The sequence below is a fragment of the Massilia orientalis genome (genome assembly GCF_030411975.2).
Taxonomy (GTDB): domain Bacteria; phylum Pseudomonadota; class Gammaproteobacteria; order Burkholderiales; family Burkholderiaceae_D; genus Telluria; species Telluria orientalis.
This window is the reverse complement of the sequence record NZ_JASNRB020000006.1, coordinates 308373-329003: the sequence shown is the minus strand read 5'-3', so window position 1 is coordinate 329003 and position 20631 is coordinate 308373. Positions and strand designations below refer to the sequence as shown.

The following is a 20631-nucleotide window of genomic DNA, read 5'->3' as shown; positions in this document are numbered from 1 at the left end:
CACCTCAGCTGAACAGGCGCAGCGCGCGGGTGGAACCGGCTGCGATGTCGGCCGCGTCCATCTCCTGGTAGAACTCGCGCACCTGGCCCGCGATCTCTTCCAGCGCCGCATCCGTCAGCGGCTGGTCGAAGTCGTCGACGATGGCCGCAATCAGGCGCTGCTCGAGGTCCTTGGCGCAGGCGACCATCTTGCCGAAACCGTCGCGGGCCGGAGGCACGCACGGCACGTCCAGCAGCAGGGTCAGGCGCGACGTCGTGTCGGCGCCGAGCGTGACGTTCGTGGACAGCGTGAACAGGGTGCCGCCGCCCTCCTCTTTATCCAGCATGACGAACTTGCCGTCCGGGCGGACGTCGAAGCCGGCGTTTTCCAGCGCGCCGATCAACGTGGCCATCGCCCACGGCGCGCCTTTGGACGCGAGGTTCACGCCGAGTTGCGCATCGTGGCCCGCGACGAAGCGGTGCAAGGTCTTCGCTTCGCTCATCACTTCGATCATGTCCGGCACTTCCGGCTCTGCTTGAATCTCGTCGGCGACGGCGCGCAGGCGCGTGACCATCTCCGAGTATTCCAGCTCGTTCAGCGCGGTCGTGCGCGTGGCCAGCTGGACGCCGGCCTGCAGCTTCGTGTACACGCCGCCGTGCACGATCGGTTCCCAGTCGCCGTTCACCGCGAGGCCGACGAAGTGCACGGGCTTGTTGCCGACGCGGCGCAGTTTGAGCAGCGCGGGCAGGATGCGGTCGCCGCGCAGCGGGCCTTCCGAATTCAGCGGGATCAGGCAGTCGATCAGCGGGTCGACGAGGTTCTCGGCCAGTTGCGCGGGCGGCGTGTCCGGCTTCACGGCCGGCAGCTCGGCGGCCGGATCGAGCGCAGCCGCGGCCGCGGGCACCGGCGCGGCGGCGGGCGTGGGGCCCGGCGCGGCGTGCTGGAACGGCTCGGCGACGATGCCCGGCTCGATCAGCACGTCGTGATCCGGCACGGGGGCGCCGTCCAGCACGGGCTCGTGACGCTGGACGTGCGGTTCCGCGCGCTCGCTCGCGCCGCCCTTCATCAGCACGTCGTCGTGGTCGTGCGAAAACGCGCGCTCGACGCTCTTGCGGGCCTTGTACTCCTGCCACTTGTTGTAACTAATGACGCCGACGACGAAGACGCCGCCGGCCGCGATCAGGCTCATTTGAAAGTCTGTCATGCTGCTTGTGCCTCAGTAGCGAAATTCGCGGCGGACTCCATGTCCACCGCCACGATGCGCGACACGCCCTGCTCCTGCATCGTCACACCGATCAGTTGGTTGGCCATCTCCATCGCGATCTTGTTGTGCGAGATGAAGAGGAATTGGGTATGGTCCGACATGCGCTTCACCATGCGGCAGAAGCGCTCGGTATTGGCGTCGTCCAGCGGCGCGTCGACCTCGTCGAGGAGGCAGAACGGCGCCGGGTTCAAACGGAACATCGAGAACACGAGGGCCGTCGCCGTCAGCGCCTTCTCGCCGCCGGACAGCAAATGGATCGTCGCGTTCTTCTTGCCGGGCGGCTGGGCCATCACCTGCACGCCCGAGTCGAGGATTTCGTCCCCCGTCATCACGAGCTTGGCCTGGCCGCCGCCGAACAGGATCGGGAACAGTTCCGAGAAATGCTCGTTGACGCGGTCGAACGTGTCCTGCAGCAGGTCGCGCGATTCGCGGTCGATCCGCTGGATCGCGCCTTCCAGCGTGCCGATCGCCTCCAGCAAGTCGTTGTTCTGCGCGTCGAGGAAGCGTTTTCTTTCCGTCGCCTGCGCCAGCTCTTCCACCGCCGCGAGGTTGACGGCGCCGAGCGACGCGATGGCGTTCGTCAGGCGCGTGACCTCGCCCTGCAGGTAGGACGGTTTCAGCTCCGGATCGAGTTTTTCCGCCAGCGCCGCCTCGTCGGCGCCGGTGGCGGCCAGCGCTTCCGCGAACTGTTCCTGGTTCAGGCGCGCGGCCTGTTCCTTCAGCTGCATCTCGGTGATGCGCTCGCGCTGCGGCTGCAGGCCGCGCTCCGCCGCCATGCGCGCTTCTTCCGCCGCGCGCAGCTGCTGCGTGAGCTGGTCCAGTTCGTGGCGCGCATCGGCCAGCGCTTTTTCCTGTTCCGTGCGGCGCGCGAGCAGGCCTTGCAAGCCCTCGGCCGCGGCGCCGGATTCCAGCGCTTCCAGTTCCAGCTTGCCGGCGGCGATGCTTTCCAGGACTTGCTGCGCCTGCTGCTGGGCGGTGGCGATCGTACGGCGCAGCTCCTCGATGCGCGTGCGCTGCGTCTTTTCCGCGAACACGGCTTCCTGCGCCGCGCGCTCCAGGTCGCGCAGGCGGTTGCGCGCTTCGGCGAGGATGCGTTCCTGTTCCTGGAACTCGACCTGGCCATCCTCGTGCGCGCCCTGCAGCTCGGCCAGTTCCATGTCCAGCTCTTCGAACTGCGCTTCCGCATCAAGCTTCGCCTGGCGCTGCTCCGCTTCCTGCGCGGCGATCTCGTCGAGGTCCGCCGCGATCTGGCCGCTGCGCTGGTTGAAGCGCGCCTCGACCTCGGCCTGCTTGACGACGTCGATCTGCAGCGCATGCACGTCGCGCTGCAACGTGGCGACCTTCTGGCGGCCTTCCTGCAGGCGGCGCTGCAGGTCGGAGACTGCCGCGTCGGCGCGCGTGGCGCGCGTGCGGGCCTCGTCCAGCAGCAGCGCCTGCGCGCGCAACTGCTTGCCGATGTTGTCGATCTCGTGCTGGCGTGCGAGCACGCCGTCCTGCTCGGCGTCGGCCGCGTAGAACCGCACACTCGATGCCGTCACCATATGGCCCTGCGGCGTGACGAAGCACCCGCCCTGGGGGAGTCTCCCTCGCTGCGCGAGCGCGGTGCCCGGATCGTCGGCCACGTAGACGCCGGTCAGCCAGTCGTCCAGCAGGCCGCGCAGGCCCGGGTCGTTCAGCTTGAGGAGGCTCGCGAACGGCTTCAGGCCGTGATGATCCTGCGCGCCCGCGCTGCCCGGTGCCGGCGAATACAGCGCCAGGCGGGCCGGCGGCGCATCGCCGAAGAAGCCGCGCGCCCAGTCGAGGTTCGACACCTCCAGCGCGCCCGTGCGCTCGCGCAGCACGGATTCCAGCGCCGTTTCCCAGCCGGTCTCGATGTCGAGCTTCTGCCACAGGCGCGGCAGTTTATCCAGTTCGTGCTTCTGCAGCCACGGCTGGACTTTACCTTGCGTCTGCACGCGTTCCTGCAGCTGCCGCAGCGCGGTCGAGCGCGCTTCCAGCCTGGCGTTGGACGCGGTCTCCTGCTGGACGTGCGCATGCGCGTCGCGCCGCTCCTGCTCGACGGCTTCCTGGCGGCTGGTGGCCTCTTCCAGCATCAGGTTCTGTTCTTCCAGCTGCAGCTGCTTTTCTTCCAGCTGCATGCGCAGGTTGTCGAGGTGGCCGGCGTCCGGCAGGTTCAGCCCACCGCGCTCCTGCTGCAGGCGCTCGCGCCGCGTGGCGAGATTCGCGAGGATGTTCGACGCGTTGCGCTGGTGCGCGGACGACAGCTCGATGCGCTGCTGGATCTGCATGATGCGGGCACGCGATTCGGTCGACTTGTTCTGCGCTTCGCGCCACGCGGCTTCCAGGTCCGGCAAGCGTTCGTTCTGCGCCTCGGCAGCGATCTGCGCGCCTTCCACGCGCGCGGCCAGTTCTTCCAGGCGGAACTCCGCTTCCTCGATCTGCTCCTGCGTCTCGCCCGCCTGGTTCAGCCATTGCTCGCGCTGTGCCGTGAGCGTGCCGATCTGGTTCTGCAGGCGCGTGCGCGACTCGACGACGAACTTGATCTGCGCTTCCAGGCTGCCGATCTCGGAATTGGTCTGGTACAGCGCGCCCTGCGCCACGTGCAGGCGGTCGCCCGTCTCGTAGTGCGCCTGGCGCATGCGTTCCAGCTCGAGCTCCAGGTGGCGCAGCTGCGCGTTCTGGGATTCGAGTCCGGTCTGCGCCTGCTCCATCTCCTGGAACCAGCGCAGCTGCTCGGCCCTGGCCTCGTTGCGGCGCAGGAGCCACAGCAGTTTCTGCTTCTCTTCCTGGTCGGCCTGCAGCTGGTGGAAACGGTTGGCGACGGCGGCCTGCGCTTCCAGCTTTTCCAGGTTGGCGTTCAGCTCGCGCAGGATGTCTTCCACGCGCAGCAGGTTCTCGCGCGTGTCGGACAGCCGGTTTTCCGTCTCGCGCCGGCGCTCCTTGTACTTCGAGACGCCCGCCGCTTCCTCGAGGAACACGCGCAGCTCTTCCGGGCGCGATTCGATGATGCGCGAGATCATGCCCTGGCCGATGATGGCGTAGGCGCGGGGCCCCAGGCCCGTGCCGAGGAAGATGTCCTGGATGTCGCGCCGGCGCACGGGCTGGCCGTTGATGTAATAGGTCGACGTGCCGTCGCGCGTGAGCGTGCGCTTGACGGCGATCTCGGCGTACTGGCCCCACTGCCCGGCCGCCTTGCCGGCGCTGTTGTCGAACACGAGTTCGACGGATGCGCGCCCGGCCGGCTTGCGGTTGGTGGAACCGTTGAAGATCACGTCCTGCATCGACTCGCCGCGCAGCTCGGACGCTTTCGATTCGCCCAGCACCCACCGTACGGCATCGATGATGTTCGATTTGCCGCATCCGTTCGGGCCGACCACGCCGACCAGCTGCCCCGGCACCTGGAAATTGGTGGGATCGACGAAAGACTTAAATCCCGACAATTTGATGGAGGATAGACGCACGTTCGCTTACGGTAGGGGGAGAAGTCGATAAAGGCTGCATCATACCATCTGCGCCTTGCTTTTCGGCCAAGTTTTAGCCGTCGTGCGCGCGGGTTCAGGTGCAGAGGACGGCAAAACGGAGCCGGTCCGGGGCGCATGGCGGGACGTACGGACCCTGCGCCGGCTGCCAGTCGTTGCGCAGGTAGACCCGGTCGCGTCCGGACAGTTTCAGCGCGACGGCCGTCAGCCACTGGTGGGAGTAGGCGGGATCGGCGCGCGGCAGCAGGATCGTCGCGGCGAGCAGCGCCAGCAGCAGCGGCTGCGGCGAGCAATCCTGCGCGGCGCGGGCGCGCGCGAGGAACAGCGCGGCCGCCCCCAGGCCGAGCACGCAACCGGACAGGGCTTCGCTGGCGGAATGGGCGCCGACCTGCACCCGGGCCAGCGCCACCGTGACGGCGAGCAGGCCGCCCACGGCCACCGCACCCCGGCGCAGGCGCGGCGAACCGCGCTCCGCCAGCAGGAACAAGGCGACGGGACACACGGCCGCGGCTCGCGCCGCATGGCCGGAAAAGCCGGTGAACGACAGCGCCCGGATCCCGATGCCCCAGCCGATGAACGCCACCTGGCTCGCGGCCGCCACGAGCATGGCGCCGCCGAACACGGCGCACCAGACGAGCGCCAGCCGCCAGCAGCGCGCGCCGACGAGCCAGGCCGCCACGCCGACGGCGAGCAGCACCGTGACGTTGAGACCGCCCAGCGCGGAAAGATGAGACCACCAGAGCATGTGTCGGGATGCGGGATCGGAACGGCTCGACTATAACCCGGCGGCCGGATGCGCACCAACACGGACGGGCGCCGCGATCGACGCGTCGTTGACGGCCCCCTGCGCCATCGCGTCGGAGAGCACCTGCCCCACGACGCCGTCGATGGCGAGCACGCGCGCGCCGCCGTCGTTCAGGGCGGCGGCCAGCTTGCCGGCCGGCAGCGAGAACGCTTCGCGCCGCCCCGCCCCGGAGAAGATGAACAGCGTGCGCAGCGGGCTCACCCACGCCAACTTGACCTTGCGCGCGCCGTCGGCGACACGGAATTCGAGCCACATGCCGCGCTCCAGGCCGTCGACGGCGGACACCTCGGCCGCCCGCGCCGCCGCCTGTTCCGCTGCCGCGTTTTCCATCTCGACCTTGCGCAGTGCATCCTGCCGGGCCGCCTGCGCGGCCAATTCCAGCTGGCGCTCGGGCGACAGCTCGATGGGGGCGCGCACGATGGCCGCATGGTATTCGGCCAGGCGGGCGAAGAATTGCAGGCGCTCGGCGTCCTGCCACTTGATCGCATCGAGCCACTTGTTCAGCGTCTGCAGCAGGCGCGGCAGACGCGCGATCAAGGCCTTGCGCTGCTCCGGCGTGGCCTTCGGCTTGACGCTCCAGATCAGGTCGTCCATGGCCCGCGTGGCGTTGTCGACGGCGCCCGGGCGCGCATCCTCGATCGTCCAGGCGAAGGTCAGCACGGTCGTCCAGCGCTGCTCGAGGAAGCCGCTGACGACCTCGCCGACGTCGCCGGCCAGTACCCGCAGGGCGACGGCGTCACGGGCCTGGCGCGCCGCGACCTCGTGCTGTTCCCGTTTCAGGGCGCTGGCGACCGGTGCGGCGAGCGCGGCTTCCTGGACCGACTCGTCGGCCGCGATGCCCGCTTCCAGCTCGGCAACGGCGCTGGCGAACGCCTCTGGCCGCGCCTCGCCCACGCGCGCGACGCTGCGCCGCATCGCCTGGAACAACGGGTCGTCCGCATCGGCTCTCTGCTCCCAGCCGACGCGCGACATCAGGTCGACGAGACGGCGCGCCGGATGGTCTTGCTCGAAGAAGAAATTCTTGTCGAGCAGCGCGGCCTTCAGCACGGGCACCTGCAGGAGTTGCAGCAGTTCGCGCGTGCGCGGCGGGATACTGTCGTCCAGCAACACGGTCTCGAACACGCGCGACAGCAGGTCCAGCGTACGTTCGTCGCGGCGCGGCAGGCTGCCCTGGGGCAGGCTCTGCTTCAGGCGCGGCAGGTAGAACACGTTCTGCGGCGTGGCGGCCGCTTGCGTTCCTTGCGCCAGCGCCGGCTCGATGCGCGCCAGCAGGTCCAGCAGCGGCGCCGTGCCGCCGGCTTGCGCCAGCATGCCTTGCAGCGCGGCCGACCAGCCGGACTCGGCCTGCCCCGTTGCCGCTGCGAAGCCGGCGCCGGGCCGGGCCGCCGCACCGGACGGGGCGATGAAGCCGGCCGCCGGTTGCGCAGCCGGGTCCTTGACCGGCGTCGCCGCAAACGTCCCCGCCCCGCTCGGCCGCCAGCCGCCGCCGCTGGACGGCAAGGTGGGCAGGTCGGGAATCAGCGGGACGCCATCCTCGCCGCCATCGTCGCCGAACAGCTTGCGCAACTGCTCGGCAAGCGCGGCGCGCTGGCCGGCGCGGGCCGCCTTCGCGGCGGCGCCGTCATCCGTTTTCTGGATGCGGTAGGCGTCCACGGAACCCGGCTGGCCCTCCTTGCGCAGCGCGGCGACGAGGGATTCATACAGCGGGGCGAGGTCGAACACGATGTCCGGCCGCAACAGGGGCTGAATGAGGCCATGGGCATCCGTTTCCGGTTCGAATTCACGCCACGCCTCGTCGATGGCGCCGAGGAAGATTTCGGGACGGAAGGGATTGCTGTCCGCGCGCAGCACGCCGCGTCCGAGCAGCATGCCGAGGCGGACGGCCAGGGTGGCGAGCGGGTCGGCGTACCGGATGTCGAAGGGATGGGCCAGCGCGCCCAGTGCGAGGCGGCTGTCGACCTCTTCCAGCGGCACGAGGTCCAGCGACGCCGCCGTCATGCGCGCCGGCGCGGCCTGCGGCGCCAGGCGGTCGAGCTCGCGCCGCACTGCCAGGGCGATCGCGCCGGATGCCAGGTGGAAGAAGGCGTACGCATTGTCCTTCAGCAGGCGGGCCGCCTTCACGCGCCGCTGGACGTCCAGAGGGTCGCCATTGTGACGGGTCAGGTCGCCCAGCGCCGCGGCCATGCGGGCCGTCGTCGCGGTCAGTTGCTCCTTGACCCAGGTGTCTGCGATACCGGCGAGCGCATCCAGCGTCGCCTGCTGCGACGACGCGGCCTTGCGGGCGGCCGGGGTCTGGACGGGGCTGGAAGACATGGTGCTTCTATTGTGGCACATAATTTCCAAGTGGCAATGAAAATCGAGCGGCCAGCGCCACAGCCCGGAAAATACTTATGCTATTGAAGAGACCATCGAACGACCAAAAACGCTATGTTGCGTCGCAAGATGCGGTTGCCGGCGAATAATAATATGAAAAATACGTGTTATCGGAGAAAATTATTGCTAGCGTAATGCCTGTAGTCCTACAAGTGGTCAAGAGATGATCCGATACCCGTTCAATTGTCGCGCTCGCATCATTGCAATACCGAAATCGCTTCGGTAAGCAGGACATCTCCACTATCGAAAGGAATGATCATGGCTTCGAACAAGAATTCTTCGCGCTCGGGTAACCAGGGCGGCTCCCACGAACAACACGTCAAGGCTGGCCAGCAAAGCCACAAGAACGACGGCAACAAGCAGTCGGGCTCCGGTTCGGGCTCGCGCTCGGGCGGCTCGGGCGGCACCCGCGGCGGCACCCCGGAGCAGCATGCCGAGGCTGGCCGTCAAAGCCACAAGAACGACAACAAGCGCTGATCGCAGCGCTTTGCGGAAGTCGAAAGAGCCTGGCGCGGGACGACCGCGACGGGCTCTTTGTTTATCAGATGTTGCGCAGGTACGAGCCCTTGGGCGGCGCGAAGTCGCGCACGTCGTGGATCATGCCCGCCGCCTTGGCGTCGCGCGCGTTCAGGTGCAGGTCGCCGTACTGGTGGATGCCCCACTGTTCGGGCGTCAGCTCGATGTGCTTGCGCAGGATGGATTCCGTGCGCGCATCGTCGGCGCGCAGGCCCTCGACGATGATGTTCAGCGCATCCGGACGCGACCCCGGCGACGCTGTCGCATGCGACTTGTGGATCATGAAGCGCGCCGTCTCGCTCGCAAAGCGCTGCTTTCCCGCCAGGAACAGGATCACCGCGATCGACGCGACGGCGCCGCCGTTGTACATGACGCAATTGACGGGGGCATTGGCCAGGAAGTTGTACAGGCACAGGCCGTCGCTCACATATCCCCCGTTCGATTGCAGGAGGATGTGCGCCGTCTCGATGCCGTCGTCGTTCATGCCGGCCACCGCTTCGAAGACACGATGCACCATGTCGCTGTTCACGTCGCCGGACAGGGTGAACCACCCTTCCTTCTGTTTTCCTAGATCTTCGCTCATAGTGGGTCTCTTCCGTCACAAAGGTCGTAGAGCAAGTGTAACAAAACACGTCCGCAGGCCCGTATAGCCTCATGGCAATCGTGTGGCCCTCCCCCAGTCGATTGACTTCCCGTCACCACTGACATAGACTTCGCAGTCTTGACCGGGAGAGCGCAGCGCAGGCTGCCGCCGAAGGGGCATTACCCAAAAACTCTCAGGCAACCGGACCGGTCAGGGGCTGCTGCGCGACGCGCGGCGGACCAACTCTGGAGAGCGGCCTTCACAGGCCCACCGAAGGGGCAGGCGACAACACCTTGTCGCTATCTCTCAGGTACCGAGGACAGAGGGGTGCGAGAGCATGCGGACATCCGCGTGCGCGACCCCATTTTCTGCCGAGGAACCACCCATGACGCTCAAAGCGACCCCGCTCAATTCCGTACACCGTGCCGCCGGCGCCAAGATGGTCGACTTCGGGGGCTGGGACATGCCCGTCAACTACGGCTCCCAGATCGAAGAACACAATGCCGTGCGCGGCGATGCCGGCATGTTCGACGTGTCCCACATGTGCGTGGTCGACCTGAAAGGCGCGAACGTGCGCGCCTTCCTGCGCGGCCTGCTGGCCAATAACGTCGACAAGCTGCAGGCACCGGGCAAGGCCCTGTACTCGTGCATGCTGAACCGCCAAGGCGGCGTCATCGACGACCTGATCGTGTACTACTTCGCCGAAGACTGGTTCCGCCTCGTCGTCAACGCCGGCACGGCCGAGAAGGACATCGCCTGGATCCGCCAGCAGAACGACGCCACCGACAGCGGCCTCGCCATCACCCCCCGCCGCTCGGACCTGAGCGCCGACGGCATCGCCCTCGTCGCCGTGCAGGGCCCGAACGCCCGCGCGAAAGTGTGGCAGGTCGTGCCGCAGACGCAAAGCGCTTCGGAAGCCCTGAAGCCGTTCAACGCCGTGATCGTGCACGACACCCCGTTCGGCGAACTGATGGTCGCGCGCACCGGCTACACGGGCGAAGACGGCTTCGAGATCGGCGTGCCGGCCAGCCAGGTCGAGGCGCTGTGGAACGCCCTCGCCGCCGCTGGCGTCAAGCCGGCCGGCCTGGGCGCGCGCGACACGCTGCGCCTGGAAGCGGGCATGAATCTGTACGGCCAGGACATGGACGACAACGTCTCGCCGCTGGACGCCGGCCTCGCCTGGACGGTCGACCTCAACGCCGAGCGCGACTTCATCGGCAAATCCGCCCTGCAGAAAAACGGCCAGGCGCAGCAATTCGTCGGCCTGATCCTGCGCGAAAAAGGCGGCATCCTGCGCGCCCACCAGAAAGTCGTGGCCGCATCGGGCAATGCCGGCGAAATCACGAGCGGCACGTTCAGCCCGTCGATGCAGCAGGCGATCGCGCTGGCGCGCGTCCCGGTCGACGTCGCGATCGGCGACACGGTCCACGTGGAAATCCGCGACAAGAAACTGGCGGCGTCCGTCGTCAAACTGCCGTTCGTGCGTAACGGCAAGATCCTCGCTTCCTGAACAAACAACACTATACTTACCGCACCATCCATCACTACGGAGTTACGCACATGAACATCCCAGCCGACCTGAAGTACACCGAGTCCCACGAGTGGGTCCGCCAGGAGGCCGACGGCACCCTGACCGTGGGCATCACCGAATATGCGCAGGACGCCCTGGGCGACATCGTGTTCGTCGAACTGCCGCAGGTCGGCAAGGCTTTCACCGCCGGCGATGACGCCGCCGTCGTGGAGTCCGTCAAGGCCGCCAGCGACATCTACGCCCCGGTTTCGGGCACCGTCACCGCGGTGAACCAGGCCACGGCCGACGCGCCGGACTCGATCAACGCGAACGCCTACGATGCATGGCTGTTCAAGCTGCAGCCGTCGGATCCGGCCGCCGTCAACGGCCTGCTCGACGCGGCTGCCTACGGCAAGGCCACCGAGGGCTGACCTCCCCCTTGCGTCGTTCCCGCGAAGGCGGGAACCCATGCTGAGCAACTTCGGCCACTCAGCATGGATTCCCGCTTCCGCGGGAATGACGGTGCCGATTCTTTCATTTCGTCTCCCATCATGACCCGCACCAGCCTGACCCAACTCGAAGCACGCGATGGCTTCATCCCGCGCCACATCGGCCCGTCCGCATCCGAACAGGCGGCCATGCTGTCCGCCCTCGGCTACGCCTCGCGCGCCGAGCTGATCGACGCCGTCGTTCCCGCCAACATCCGCCGCAAGGACAAGCTGGACCTGGGCCAGTTCTTCGAGCCGCTGCCCGAGCAGGCCGCGCTCGCGAAGCTGAAAGGCATCGCGGCGCAGAACAAGGTCATGAAGTCGCTGATCGGCCAGGGCTACTACGGCACCCACACGCCGCCCGTCATCCTGCGCAACATCTTCGAAAACCCGGCCTGGTACACCGCGTACACGCCTTACCAGCCGGAGATCTCGCAGGGCCGCCTGGAAGCCATCCTGAACTTCCAGCAGGTCATCACCGACCTGACCGGCATGGGCATCGCCAACGCGTCGATGCTGGACGAAGGCACGGCCGCCGCCGAGGCGATGACGCTGATCCAGCGCGTCGGCAAGTCGCAATCGAAAGTGTTCTACGTCGCCGACGACGTGTTGCCGCAGACGCTGGAAGTCGTGCAGACGCGCGCACTGCCGATCGGCGTCGAAGTGCGCACCGTCGCCGCCGCCGACATCGAAAACCTGACTGAATCGTGCTTCGGCGTCCTGCTGCAATACCCGGGCGTGAACGGCGACGTGCGCGACTACCGCGCGGCCGTCGAGAAACTGCATGCCGCAGGCGCGATGGTCGTCGTCGCGGCCGACCTGCTGGCGCTGACCGTCCTCACGCCGCCGGGCGAATGGGGCGCCGACGTCGTCGTCGGCAACAGCCAGCGCTTCGGCGTGCCGCTCGGCTTCGGCGGCCCGCACGCGGGCTACCTGGCCACGCGCGACGAGTACAAGCGCAGCATGGCGGGCCGCCTGGCCGGCGTCACCATCGACGCCCAGGGCAACCCGGCATTCCGCCTCGCGCTGCAGACGCGCGAACAGCACATCCGCCGCGAAAAAGCGACGTCGAACATCTGCACGGCGCAGGTCCTGCTGGCCGTGATGGCGTCGATGTACGCCGTCTACCACGGCCCGAAAGGCCTGGAACAGATCGCGCGCCGCGTGCACCGCTACACGGGCATCCTCGCCACCGCGCTGAAGGGCCTGGGCTTCCAGCTGGCCAATGAATCGTATTTCGACACGATCACCGTCATCGCCGACAACGCCGACGAGATCCACCGCGTCGCGAACGACCACGGCGTCAACCTGCGCCGCATCGATGCGCGCCACGTGGGCATCTCGCTGGACGAGACCATCGGCCGCGACGACATCGCGCTGCTGGTGAAGATCTTCGGCGGCGCCGACGTCGATTTCGACACGCTGGACAAGGACGCGCAGGACGCCTACCCGTCCGCGCTGGCCCGCACGAGCGCCTACCTGACGCACCCGACGTTCAACCGCTACCACGCCGAGCACGAGATGCTGCGCTACCTGCGCGCACTGGCCGACAAGGACCTGGCGCTCGACCGCACGATGATCCCGCTGGGTTCGTGCACGATGAAGCTGAACGCGACCTCCGAGATGATCCCGGTGACGTGGCCGGAATTCTCGAACATCCACCCGTTCGCCCCTAGCGACCAGACCGTCGGCTACCGCGAGATGATCGGCCAGCTGGAAGCGATGCTGTGCGCCGTCACGGGCTACGCCGGCGTGTCGCTGCAGCCGAACGCCGGTTCGCAGGGCGAGTACGCGGGCCTGCTGGTCATCCAGAAGTACCACCAGTCGCGCGGCGAAGGCCACCGCAACATCTGCCTGATTCCGTCGTCGGCGCACGGCACCAATCCGGCCTCCGCCAACATGGTGGGCATGAAGGTCGTCGTGACCGCGTGCGACGCCAACGGCAACGTCGACCTCGCCGACCTGAAGAAGAAGGCCGAGGAACACAGCGCCAACCTGGCGTGCGTGATGGTCACCTACCCGTCCACGCACGGCGTGTTCGAGGAAGGCATCAAGGAACTGTGCGAGATCGTGCATGCGCACGGCGGCCAGGTGTATGTCGACGGCGCCAACATGAACGCGCTGGTCGGCGTGGCCGGTCCGGGCCTGTTCGGCGGCGACGTGAGCCACCTGAACCTGCATAAAACCTTCTGCATCCCGCACGGCGGCGGCGGTCCCGGCGTCGGTCCGGTGGCCGTGGCCGAGCACCTCGTGCCGTTCCTGCCGAACCAGGCATCGACCGGCTACCAGCGCAACGAAGCCGGCATCGGCGCCGTCAGCTCGGCCGCCTACGGCTCGGCCTCGATCCTGCCGATCTCGTGGATGTACATCGCGATGATGGGCGCGGAAGGCCTGACCGCCGCGACGGAAATGGCGATCCTGAACGCCAACTACATCGCACGCCGCCTGGCGCCCCACTACCCGGTGCTGTACACGGGCCACGACGGCCTCGTCGCGCACGAATGCATCATCGACCTGCGCCCGCTGCAGGACGCCACCGGCATCAGCAACGAGGACGTGGCCAAGCGCCTGATGGACTTCGGCTTCCACGCGCCGACCATGAGCTTCCCGGTCCCGGGCACGCTGATGATCGAGCCGACCGAGTCGGAATCGAAGGCGGAGCTGGACCGCTTCATCGAAGCGATGATCTGCATCCACGCGGAGATCGTGAAAGTGGAGCGCGGCGAGTACGACCGCATGGACAACCCGCTGAGGGGCGCGCCGCACACCGCGGAAGTCGTCACGTCGGACGACTGGCAGCACACCTATTCGCGCGAAGTGGCCGCCTTCCCGGTGCCGTCGCTGCGCAAGAAGAAGTACTGGCCGCCGGTCGGCCGCGCGGACAACGCGTATGGCGACCGTAACCTGTTCTGCGGTTGCGCTCCGATCGAAGACTACGAGTGACGCGGTAATCAGCGATGCTTGCCCCGGCTGGACGCCAGCCGGAGGTAAGGTCTCCCGGCCCTGCCCGGACGCAGCGTATGCGTTCCCGGCGGGGCCGTTTCATTGGCGCCCTGCGCGGCCTCGTCGAGCCGGAACACGGCCACCGTGCGCGCCAGGCCCAGCGCCTGCTGCTGCAGCGCGCGCGCGGCCAGCGCCGCTTCTTCCACCATGCGCGAACCCTGTTGCGTGAGCTCGTCCATGCGCACGATCGCCTGGGCCGCGCCGGCCAGCTCGCGCGCCCGTTCCGTTCCCGTGCTGCCGATCGTGTCGACGATGCCGGCCATGTCTTCCACGGCGCCCGCCAGGTTCGCCATCGTCGCCCCGGCTTCGACCGCGCAGGCGCCGCCATCGTCGAGCGCGGCCGCGGTCTCGCGCGCGAGCGTGCGCGCCTCGCGTGCCGCGCGCTGGGCGCGCCGGGCCAGGGCGTGCGCGTCGCGGGCACCGCCGTCGGCGTCGCCCGCACGCGCCAGCGTGGTCTCGATGGCCGCGCCGATGCGGTCCATGCGCACGGCCGCGCGCCGCACCTGTTCCATCGTCGTCACCAGGCGGTGCGCGAGCGCGCCGCCCTCGTCCGCCGCGGCACCTGCACGCACCGCCAGTTCGCCCGCGGCGTGCGCGCCGGCGGCGCTGTCGTCGAGAGCCGTCGCCAGTGCCTGCATCGACGCCGTCGTGCGGTCCAGCGCGTCGCGCACGTGCGCGCGCGGCGGCATGCCCGCGCGGCCCAGCGTGATCTCGCGCGACGCCTCGCCGATCGCGCGGGCCGACTCGAGCACGGTGCGCAACTGGCGGTTCAGGCCGCGGATGCCGGCGTCGAGCAGCCGTGCCGTCTGGCCGATTTCGTCGTCCGCATAGGTCCGCGCGCGGATCGTCAGGTCGCCGCTGGCGAGACCGTGGGCGGCCGCGCCGATCGCACCGATATCGGCCAGCAGCGCGCGCCGCACCGCCATCGTGATCGCCAGCGAGGCCGCGATCGACAGAACGATCACCACCGGCATCAGCACCGCGATCAGGCGGAAATCGTCGGCCGCATCGCGCGACGCCTGCTCGGACAGGGCCTGTTCGCACCGCGACAGCGCCGTCAGGCGCTGGGCGACGACGGCGAACGCGCGCTCCGCCTTGACCATCGCATTGGCGCTGATCGACTGGTCGATGCGCGCGATCTCGATCACGTCGCGCACGGCCGGCACGTATTGCGCCCAGGCGGCACGGGCTTGTTCGACGTAGCGCTGTTCTTCCGGGCTGTCGGCCGTCAGGCGCGCCAGCCGGGCGAGGTCGCGCTCGACCCCGCCGTGCCGGGCCTGCAGGTCGAGTGCGAGCGGATCGACACGGAAGTGCGGAAAGCTGCCGCTGATCCAGGTCAGGACCTGGTACGCCTGGGCATGCGCGCTGCGCGCCGACGCGGACAGCTCCGCCGCCGCGCGCATGTTGCCCGCCCGGCGCTGCACGATGCTGTCGAGCGACGCATTCTGGCGTACCATCGCGTAGTAGCTGCCGCAGGACAGCAGCACGAGCAGCAGCAGCACGACGCCGGGCGCCAGCAGCAGCTTGGGACCGATGCGCAGACGGGCCAGCATGTCAGGACGTCGTCCGATGGAACAGGTCTAGGGGGAATGAATGGGTCATGGTCTCCTCCTGGCTGGCAGTATTTCCGGCGTGCATTAAATGAATGTACGCCGACCGCGGGGTTGGCCATTGTGTTGGCTCAAGCCCGCCAACGTGAGAGGAACAGGATGAGACGTAAGAGTGTGGGCGCATTGCTGTCGGCCCTGGTGTTTCCCGGCGTGGGCCAGTACTACCTGGGGCGGCGCACGCGCGCGCTGCTGTTCCTGGCGCCGGCCGCCATCGCCGCGATCCTGTATTTCAATTTCGCGCTGGACCAGGCGAACACGGTCGCCGACCAGCTGTTGAGCGGGAAGATGGCGATGGATCCGGCGGCGATCGAGGCGCAGCTGGCGCATGCGCCCACGCCGTTCAGCGTGACGCTGGCCGGGATCGTGTTCGCCGTGTGCTACGTGGGGAGTATCGTGGAAGCGTTGATCGCCAGGCCGGAGGCGTGACGATCAACGCATGCCGCATCAGTCCAGCTTCGCGGCGTGCTCGCGCGTCGCGTGAAACTGCAGCTTCGGCCAGCGCTCCTGCGTGAGGCGCAGGTTGACGCCGGACGTGGCGAGATAGGCCAGGTTGCCGGCCGCGTCGTAGGCGACGTTGTGCGCCAGCTGCGTCTCGAAGTCGGACAGGGCCTTCTTGTCGTCGCTCGACACCCAGCGCGCGCTGCTGATGCTCGCGCCCTCGAACACGGCGTCGACGCCGTATTCGTTCAGCAGGCGGCTCGCGACGACCTCGAACTGCAGCACGCCGACGGCGCCGAGAATCAGATCGCTGCCCATCACCGGCTTGAACACCTGCACGGCACCCTCTTCGCCCAGCTGCTGCAAGCCTTTGTGCAGCTGCTTGGTCTTGAGCGGATTGCGGATGCGCACCGTGCGGAACAGCTCCGGCGCGAAGTACGGGATCCCGGTGAACGTCAGCAGCTCGCCTTCCGAGAAGCTGTCACCGATCTGCATGTTGCCGTGGTTCGGCAGGCCGATGATGTCGCCCGCGTAGGCCTCTTCGACCTGTTCGCGACTCGACGCCATGAACGTCACGACGGACGACAGTTTCACTTCGCGGCCCAGGCGCAGGTGCTTGACCTTCATGCCCTTCTCGAAACGGCCGGAACAAACGCGCAGGAACGCGATGCGGTCGCGATGTGCCGGGTCCATGTTGGCCTGGATCTTGAAGACGAAACCCGAGAACGGCTGCTCGTCCGGCCGCACGGCGCGCACGGTCGCATCGCGGTCGCGCGGGCCCGGCGCCCATTCGACGAGGGCCGACAGGATCTCGCGCACGCCGAAGTTGTTGATGGCGGAGCCGAAGAACACGGGGGTCTGCACGCCGGACAGGAAGCGCTCCAGGTCGAACGGATGCGACGCGCCGTGCACCAGCTCCACTTCCATCTTGAGCTGCTCCATCTCGAGCGGGAACATCTCGGTCAGGCGCGGGTTGTCGATGCCCTTGATGATCTCGTAGGCGCCGTCGGCCTTCTCTTCGCCTGCCTTGAACAGCATGACTTCGTCGTTCAGCAGGTGGTACACGCCGCGGAAGTTCTTGCCCATGCCGATCGGCCAGGTCACCGGCGCGCATTCGATCTTCAGCACCGATTCCACTTCGTCGAGCAGCTCGAGCGGGTCGCGGGTTTCACGGTCGAGCTTGTTCATGAAGGTGACGATCGGCGTGTCGCGCATGCGGCACACGTCCAGCAGCTTGATCGTCTGTTCTTCCACGCCCTTCGCGGCGTCGATCACCATCAGCGCGGAGTCGACGGCCGTCAGCACGCGGTACGTGTCTTCCGAAAAGTCCTGGTGGCCCGGCGTGTCGAGCAGGTTGATGACGTGGTCGCGGAACTCGAACTGCATCACCGACGACGCGACCGAGATGCCGCGCTGCTTCTCGATGTCCATCCAGTCCGACGTCGCATGGCGGCCGCTCTTGCGGCCCTTGACGGTACCGGCGAGCTGAATGGCGCCCGAGAACAGCAGCAGCTTTTCGGTCAGCGTCGTTTTACCGGCGTCGGGGTGGGAAATGATGCCGAAGGTGCGGCGGCGTGCGACTTCGCGCGCGATCGTGGCGGCGGGCTTGCCGGTTACCGCGGCGTCATGGATGTCGGTGGTGGTTGCGTCGATTTCGTTGGACATGGTCTCGCCCTGGGGCGCTTGCAAAACTCTCGATTTTACCGGGTCCAGCGTACCTTGTGTGAACCAATTCCCGGCGCACCGCACGCGTCCCATGTAGGAACAGTCGGGCGCGGATTGTGATGAGGTGCAAGTTTAGCGGCCTCGACGGGCGTATGGATGTGGCCGGAATGGCAAAAAAGGGCGGCCATCGAAACGTTTTAATGCCGCCAAACCATTGTCGAAGTTACAAAAAAAAGCCCTCTACTGAAAGTTTCTCTCTAGTAGGACTGGGCTTACATAACATCATGCATAGAGCCTACATGGGGGCGACAGCTAGTCTTATGTTCGGCAAGAGACTATGGCATTAATGTACACACATCGCGATGAGGAAACCCATCCAAGCAATCGCCCCAGTGATGTATGTCAGAGATAACGAGGACAAAATGAATAACGCCCAACTCGGTAACGCCGCCCAGAAAAAGGCGCAATCGGTGAATCAGATCCCCTCGACCAGCGAAGAAATCAAACTGGCCGCCCGCCCGGTTGTCAGCTACAGCGGCACCCAACAAAACGAGTTGCTCGCGGCCCTGCCGCGCCAAGACCTGGAAACCCTGTTCGAGCACCTGGAACTGGTTCCCCTGCCCTTCGGCAAGGAACTGTTCGAATACGGCAGCAAGCTGGAATACGTGTACTTCCCCACCACCGCCATCGTCTCCCTCCTGTACGTGATGGAAGACGGCGCCACGACGGAAATCGCCGTGGTCGGCCATGAAGGCGCCGTCGGCGTGTCGCTGTTCATGGGCGAGCGCGCCACCTGCAGCGCCGTCGTCCAGAGCGCCGGCTACGGCTACCGCCTGAAGACCCAATTCCTGCGCGACGCCTTCAACAAGGGCGGCGCCCTGCCCCAGCTGCTGATGCGCTACACGAACGCGCTGTTCGCCCAGATGGCCCAGAACGCCGTCGGCGGCCGCCACAGCTCGATCGAACAGAAACTGTGCCGCTGGCTGCTGGACCGCCTGGACCGTTCGCCGAGCAATGAATTGAAAGTTACCCAGGAACTCATCTCGATCATGCTGGGCGTGCGCCGCGAAAGCATCACCGCCGCCGCCGGCAAGCTGCAGGACGAAGGCCTGATCCAGTACCGCCGCGGCAACATCACCGTGCTGAACCGCCAGGGCCTGGAAGACTATGCCGGCGAGTGCTACAAGGTCGCTAAAAGCGAGTATGACCGTTTGCTGATGGACGTGTCGCGCGCATGAGCGGCACCGTGTCCCGGCCCGACGTCGCCAGCGGCGACTGGGCCTGGGCGGCACGTAGATGATTGTGTAGTTGATGTTCGGCCAGGTCGGCCGCTTCCGCTGGCGCTTGACCCGCCCGATCTGCCGAAGGCGCCACGGCCAGCGCCGAGATATCCAGGGCACCGCCTGACGCGGTCCCGCCGGCGTCGGTCTCCCCTGGCGCCGTCACCGGAACGATGGCGTGCACCGAGGTCCCGATCCCGTTCACGCCGCGATCCACCCGCAACGTCCCTCCCAGCAGCAACGCCCGTTCGCGCATCCCCAGCAGGCCGTGCGATTTCGGACGGCGCATCGCGTCCGGCGGAATCCCGACGCCATCGTCGCTGACCTCGAGCGTGTAGGCTTCGCCTTCGCGCGCCAGGTGCACGATGACGTGGCGCGCCTGGGCATACTTCGCGACATTGTTCAGCGACTCCTGTGCGATGCGGAACAGCGCGATCGACTGCGCGGAACCGGCACTGTCGATGTCGCCCTCGATGAGCGCCTCGCAATCGACGCCCGTCGTGCGGCCGAAATCTTCGCAATAACTCTCCAGGGCGGCGGACAGGCCGAGGTTGTCGAGCAGGCTCGGACGCAGGTCCTCCACGATGCGGCGCTTCAGTTCGACCGTCTCGACGAGCACGCCACGGGCGCGGCCCAGCGTCTCCGCATGGTCCGGATGCGTGGTCCTGATCTGGTCCATGACCGACGCGAGGTGCATGCCGATGGCCGTCAGGTTGGCGCCCATCTCGTCGTGCAGTTCGCGCGCCAGCTTCGCCTTTTCTTCTTCCGACACGCGGATCAGGTGACGCGACAGCACGGACAACTGCTCCGTGCGTTCCGCGACGAGCGATTCCAGGTGGTCATTGGTTTGTTGCAGGGCCCGCTCGGCATTCAGGCGCGCGCGGAAGCTGCGGCGGATCAGGTTGTAGAACAGGACGAGGGTGACGAGTGCCGCCACGTTGATGCCGAGGCCGCGCAGCGCGGCCAGGCGGTAGCGGTCGTAGAAGACGGCGCTGCGCGCAGCCAGCGTTTCGTTCTGTTCGCCCGTCATGATCACCACCTGCAGGCGGATCTCGTCCATATGGGTCTTGTCTTCCTGCGTCTGCGCGATGGCGACGATGTCGGAGAGGCCGCCGTGGCGGTAGACTTCCAGGCCCTGGTTCATCAGGTTGATGCGGCGGACGACGAGATTCTGCAGCTGGGTGAGGTTCTTCAGCTGGGAAGAATTGTCGGCCAGCAGCGTCTTGAGGCTGTCGAACTGGCCGTCCAGTTCACGCTCGGCCGTGCGCAGCGGGCCCAGATAGGTATCGGAACCGGACAGGTAATAGCCGCGCAGACCGCTTTCCGCATCGGTCACGAGCAGGTTCAGGTACTGCAGTTTGGCCGTCACACGATCGGCCTGCGCCTGACGCGCGTTGGCAGTCTTGAGCCCGTCCAGGTTACGGACCAGGCTTACGCCGTTGAGAACCAGGATCAGAACGCACACGACACACAGCAGGGTCTGGTACAACGGAAGGCTGCGAACCGGCCTGAACTTGGGGTCGGTGGTGAAAAACATCCTCGGTCGTTCCTTTCGCGCAGCTTGGCCTGTCCGAGTCATTATAGACCGGGAAAAGTTGCCATGGAGCTCGATTAGGCGTGCGGACGAAGAAATGTGGC

14 protein-coding genes and 2 riboswitches are annotated in these 20631 nt (G+C 67.0%); of the genes, 6 read left to right on the top strand and 8 right to left on the bottom strand.

Annotation, left to right across the window (positions count from 1 at the left end; all coding sequences use genetic code 11):
- Positions 1-4: 4 nt before the first annotated feature.
- From QPK29_RS12000 to QPK29_RS11985, 4 genes are all read right to left on the bottom strand, one after another.
- Positions 5-1183: a cell division protein ZipA C-terminal FtsZ-binding domain-containing protein gene (locus QPK29_RS12000; RefSeq protein ID WP_371768394.1), complete on the bottom strand. Its 1179-nt coding sequence runs from the start codon at positions 1181-1183 to the stop codon at positions 5-7.
- Complete coding sequence (smc, locus tag QPK29_RS11995; protein ID WP_371768393.1) at positions 1180-4704, bottom strand: chromosome segregation protein SMC; 3525 nt, start codon at positions 4702-4704, stop codon at positions 1180-1182. The genes QPK29_RS12000 and smc overlap by 4 nt, the downstream gene beginning before the upstream one ends.
- A 94-nt stretch (positions 4705-4798) precedes the next feature.
- The gene (locus tag QPK29_RS11990) at positions 4799-5467 is read right to left on the bottom strand and encodes a phosphatase PAP2 family protein (RefSeq protein ID WP_371768392.1); all 669 of its coding nucleotides are present in this window, start codon (positions 5465-5467) and stop codon (positions 4799-4801) included.
- A gap of 30 nt (positions 5468-5497) precedes the next feature.
- On the bottom strand, positions 5498-7840 hold the full coding sequence (locus tag QPK29_RS11985; protein ID WP_371768391.1) for a DUF1631 family protein: 2343 nt from the start codon (positions 7838-7840) through the stop codon (positions 5498-5500).
- 318 nt (positions 7841-8158) lie between these two features.
- Here QPK29_RS11985 and QPK29_RS11980 point away from each other — a divergent pair, with 318 nt between their 5' ends.
- Positions 8159-8377 carry a hypothetical protein gene (locus QPK29_RS11980; RefSeq protein ID WP_056135972.1) on the top strand — a complete coding sequence of 73 codons (219 nt, stop codon included), beginning with the start codon at positions 8159-8161 and terminating at the stop codon, positions 8375-8377.
- 64 nt (positions 8378-8441) lie between these two features.
- Here QPK29_RS11980 and QPK29_RS11975 read toward each other — a convergent pair whose 3' ends face one another.
- Positions 8442-8999, bottom strand: coding sequence for an ATP-dependent Clp protease proteolytic subunit (locus tag QPK29_RS11975; protein WP_056135310.1), 558 nt, complete (start codon positions 8997-8999; stop codon positions 8442-8444).
- Positions 9000-9132: 133 nt separating this feature from the next.
- Positions 9133-9218: riboswitch (glycine riboswitch) on the top strand.
- Positions 9219-9234: 16 nt separating this feature from the next.
- Positions 9235-9332, top strand: a riboswitch (glycine riboswitch).
- 52 nt (positions 9333-9384) lie between these two features.
- On the opposite strand from QPK29_RS11975, the gene gcvT reads away from it, so the two are divergent.
- The 3 genes from gcvT to gcvP all read left to right on the top strand — a co-directional run bounded on the left by gcvT (position 9385) and on the right by gcvP (position 13940).
- On the top strand, positions 9385-10509 hold the full coding sequence (gcvT, locus tag QPK29_RS11970; protein ID WP_371768390.1) for a glycine cleavage system aminomethyltransferase GcvT: 1125 nt from the start codon (positions 9385-9387) through the stop codon (positions 10507-10509).
- Between the two features lie 50 nt (positions 10510-10559).
- Positions 10560-10940 carry a glycine cleavage system protein GcvH gene (gene gcvH, locus QPK29_RS11965; RefSeq protein WP_036228522.1) on the top strand — a complete coding sequence of 127 codons (381 nt, stop codon included), beginning with the start codon at positions 10560-10562 and terminating at the stop codon, positions 10938-10940.
- A gap of 120 nt (positions 10941-11060) precedes the next feature.
- A complete protein-coding gene (gene gcvP, locus QPK29_RS11960) occupies positions 11061-13940 on the top strand; it encodes an aminomethyl-transferring glycine dehydrogenase (protein ID WP_371768389.1) in 2880 nt (959 codons plus the stop codon).
- Between the two features lie 8 nt (positions 13941-13948).
- Here the strand turns inward: gcvP and QPK29_RS11955 are convergent, their stop codons facing one another.
- Entirely contained in the window at positions 13949-15553 is a 1605-nt protein-coding gene (locus QPK29_RS11955; RefSeq protein WP_371768388.1) for an MCP four helix bundle domain-containing protein, read from the bottom strand.
- A 156-nt stretch (positions 15554-15709) separates the two neighbouring features.
- Between QPK29_RS11955 and QPK29_RS11950 the strand changes: the two genes are divergently transcribed.
- Complete coding sequence (locus QPK29_RS11950; RefSeq protein ID WP_156403847.1) at positions 15710-16036, top strand: hypothetical protein; 327 nt, start codon at positions 15710-15712, stop codon at positions 16034-16036.
- 18 nt (positions 16037-16054) lie between these two features.
- Here the strand turns inward: QPK29_RS11950 and QPK29_RS11945 are convergent, their stop codons facing one another.
- Positions 16055-17713 (bottom strand): peptide chain release factor 3, encoded by a 1659-nt coding sequence (locus QPK29_RS11945; protein WP_056135325.1) that lies wholly within the window; start codon positions 17711-17713, stop codon positions 16055-16057.
- A 422-nt stretch (positions 17714-18135) separates the two neighbouring features.
- Here QPK29_RS11945 and QPK29_RS11940 point away from each other — a divergent pair, with 422 nt between their 5' ends.
- Positions 18136-18951 carry a Crp/Fnr family transcriptional regulator gene (locus tag QPK29_RS11940; protein WP_056135328.1) on the top strand — a complete coding sequence of 272 codons (816 nt, stop codon included), beginning with the start codon at positions 18136-18138 and terminating at the stop codon, positions 18949-18951.
- On the opposite strand, the gene QPK29_RS11935 is transcribed toward QPK29_RS11940, so the two are convergent.
- Positions 18905-20530, bottom strand: coding sequence for a CHASE3 domain-containing protein (locus QPK29_RS11935; protein WP_082577392.1), 1626 nt, complete (start codon positions 20528-20530; stop codon positions 18905-18907). The genes QPK29_RS11940 and QPK29_RS11935 overlap by 47 nt on opposite strands.
- Between the last annotated feature and the right edge of the window lie 101 nt (positions 20531-20631).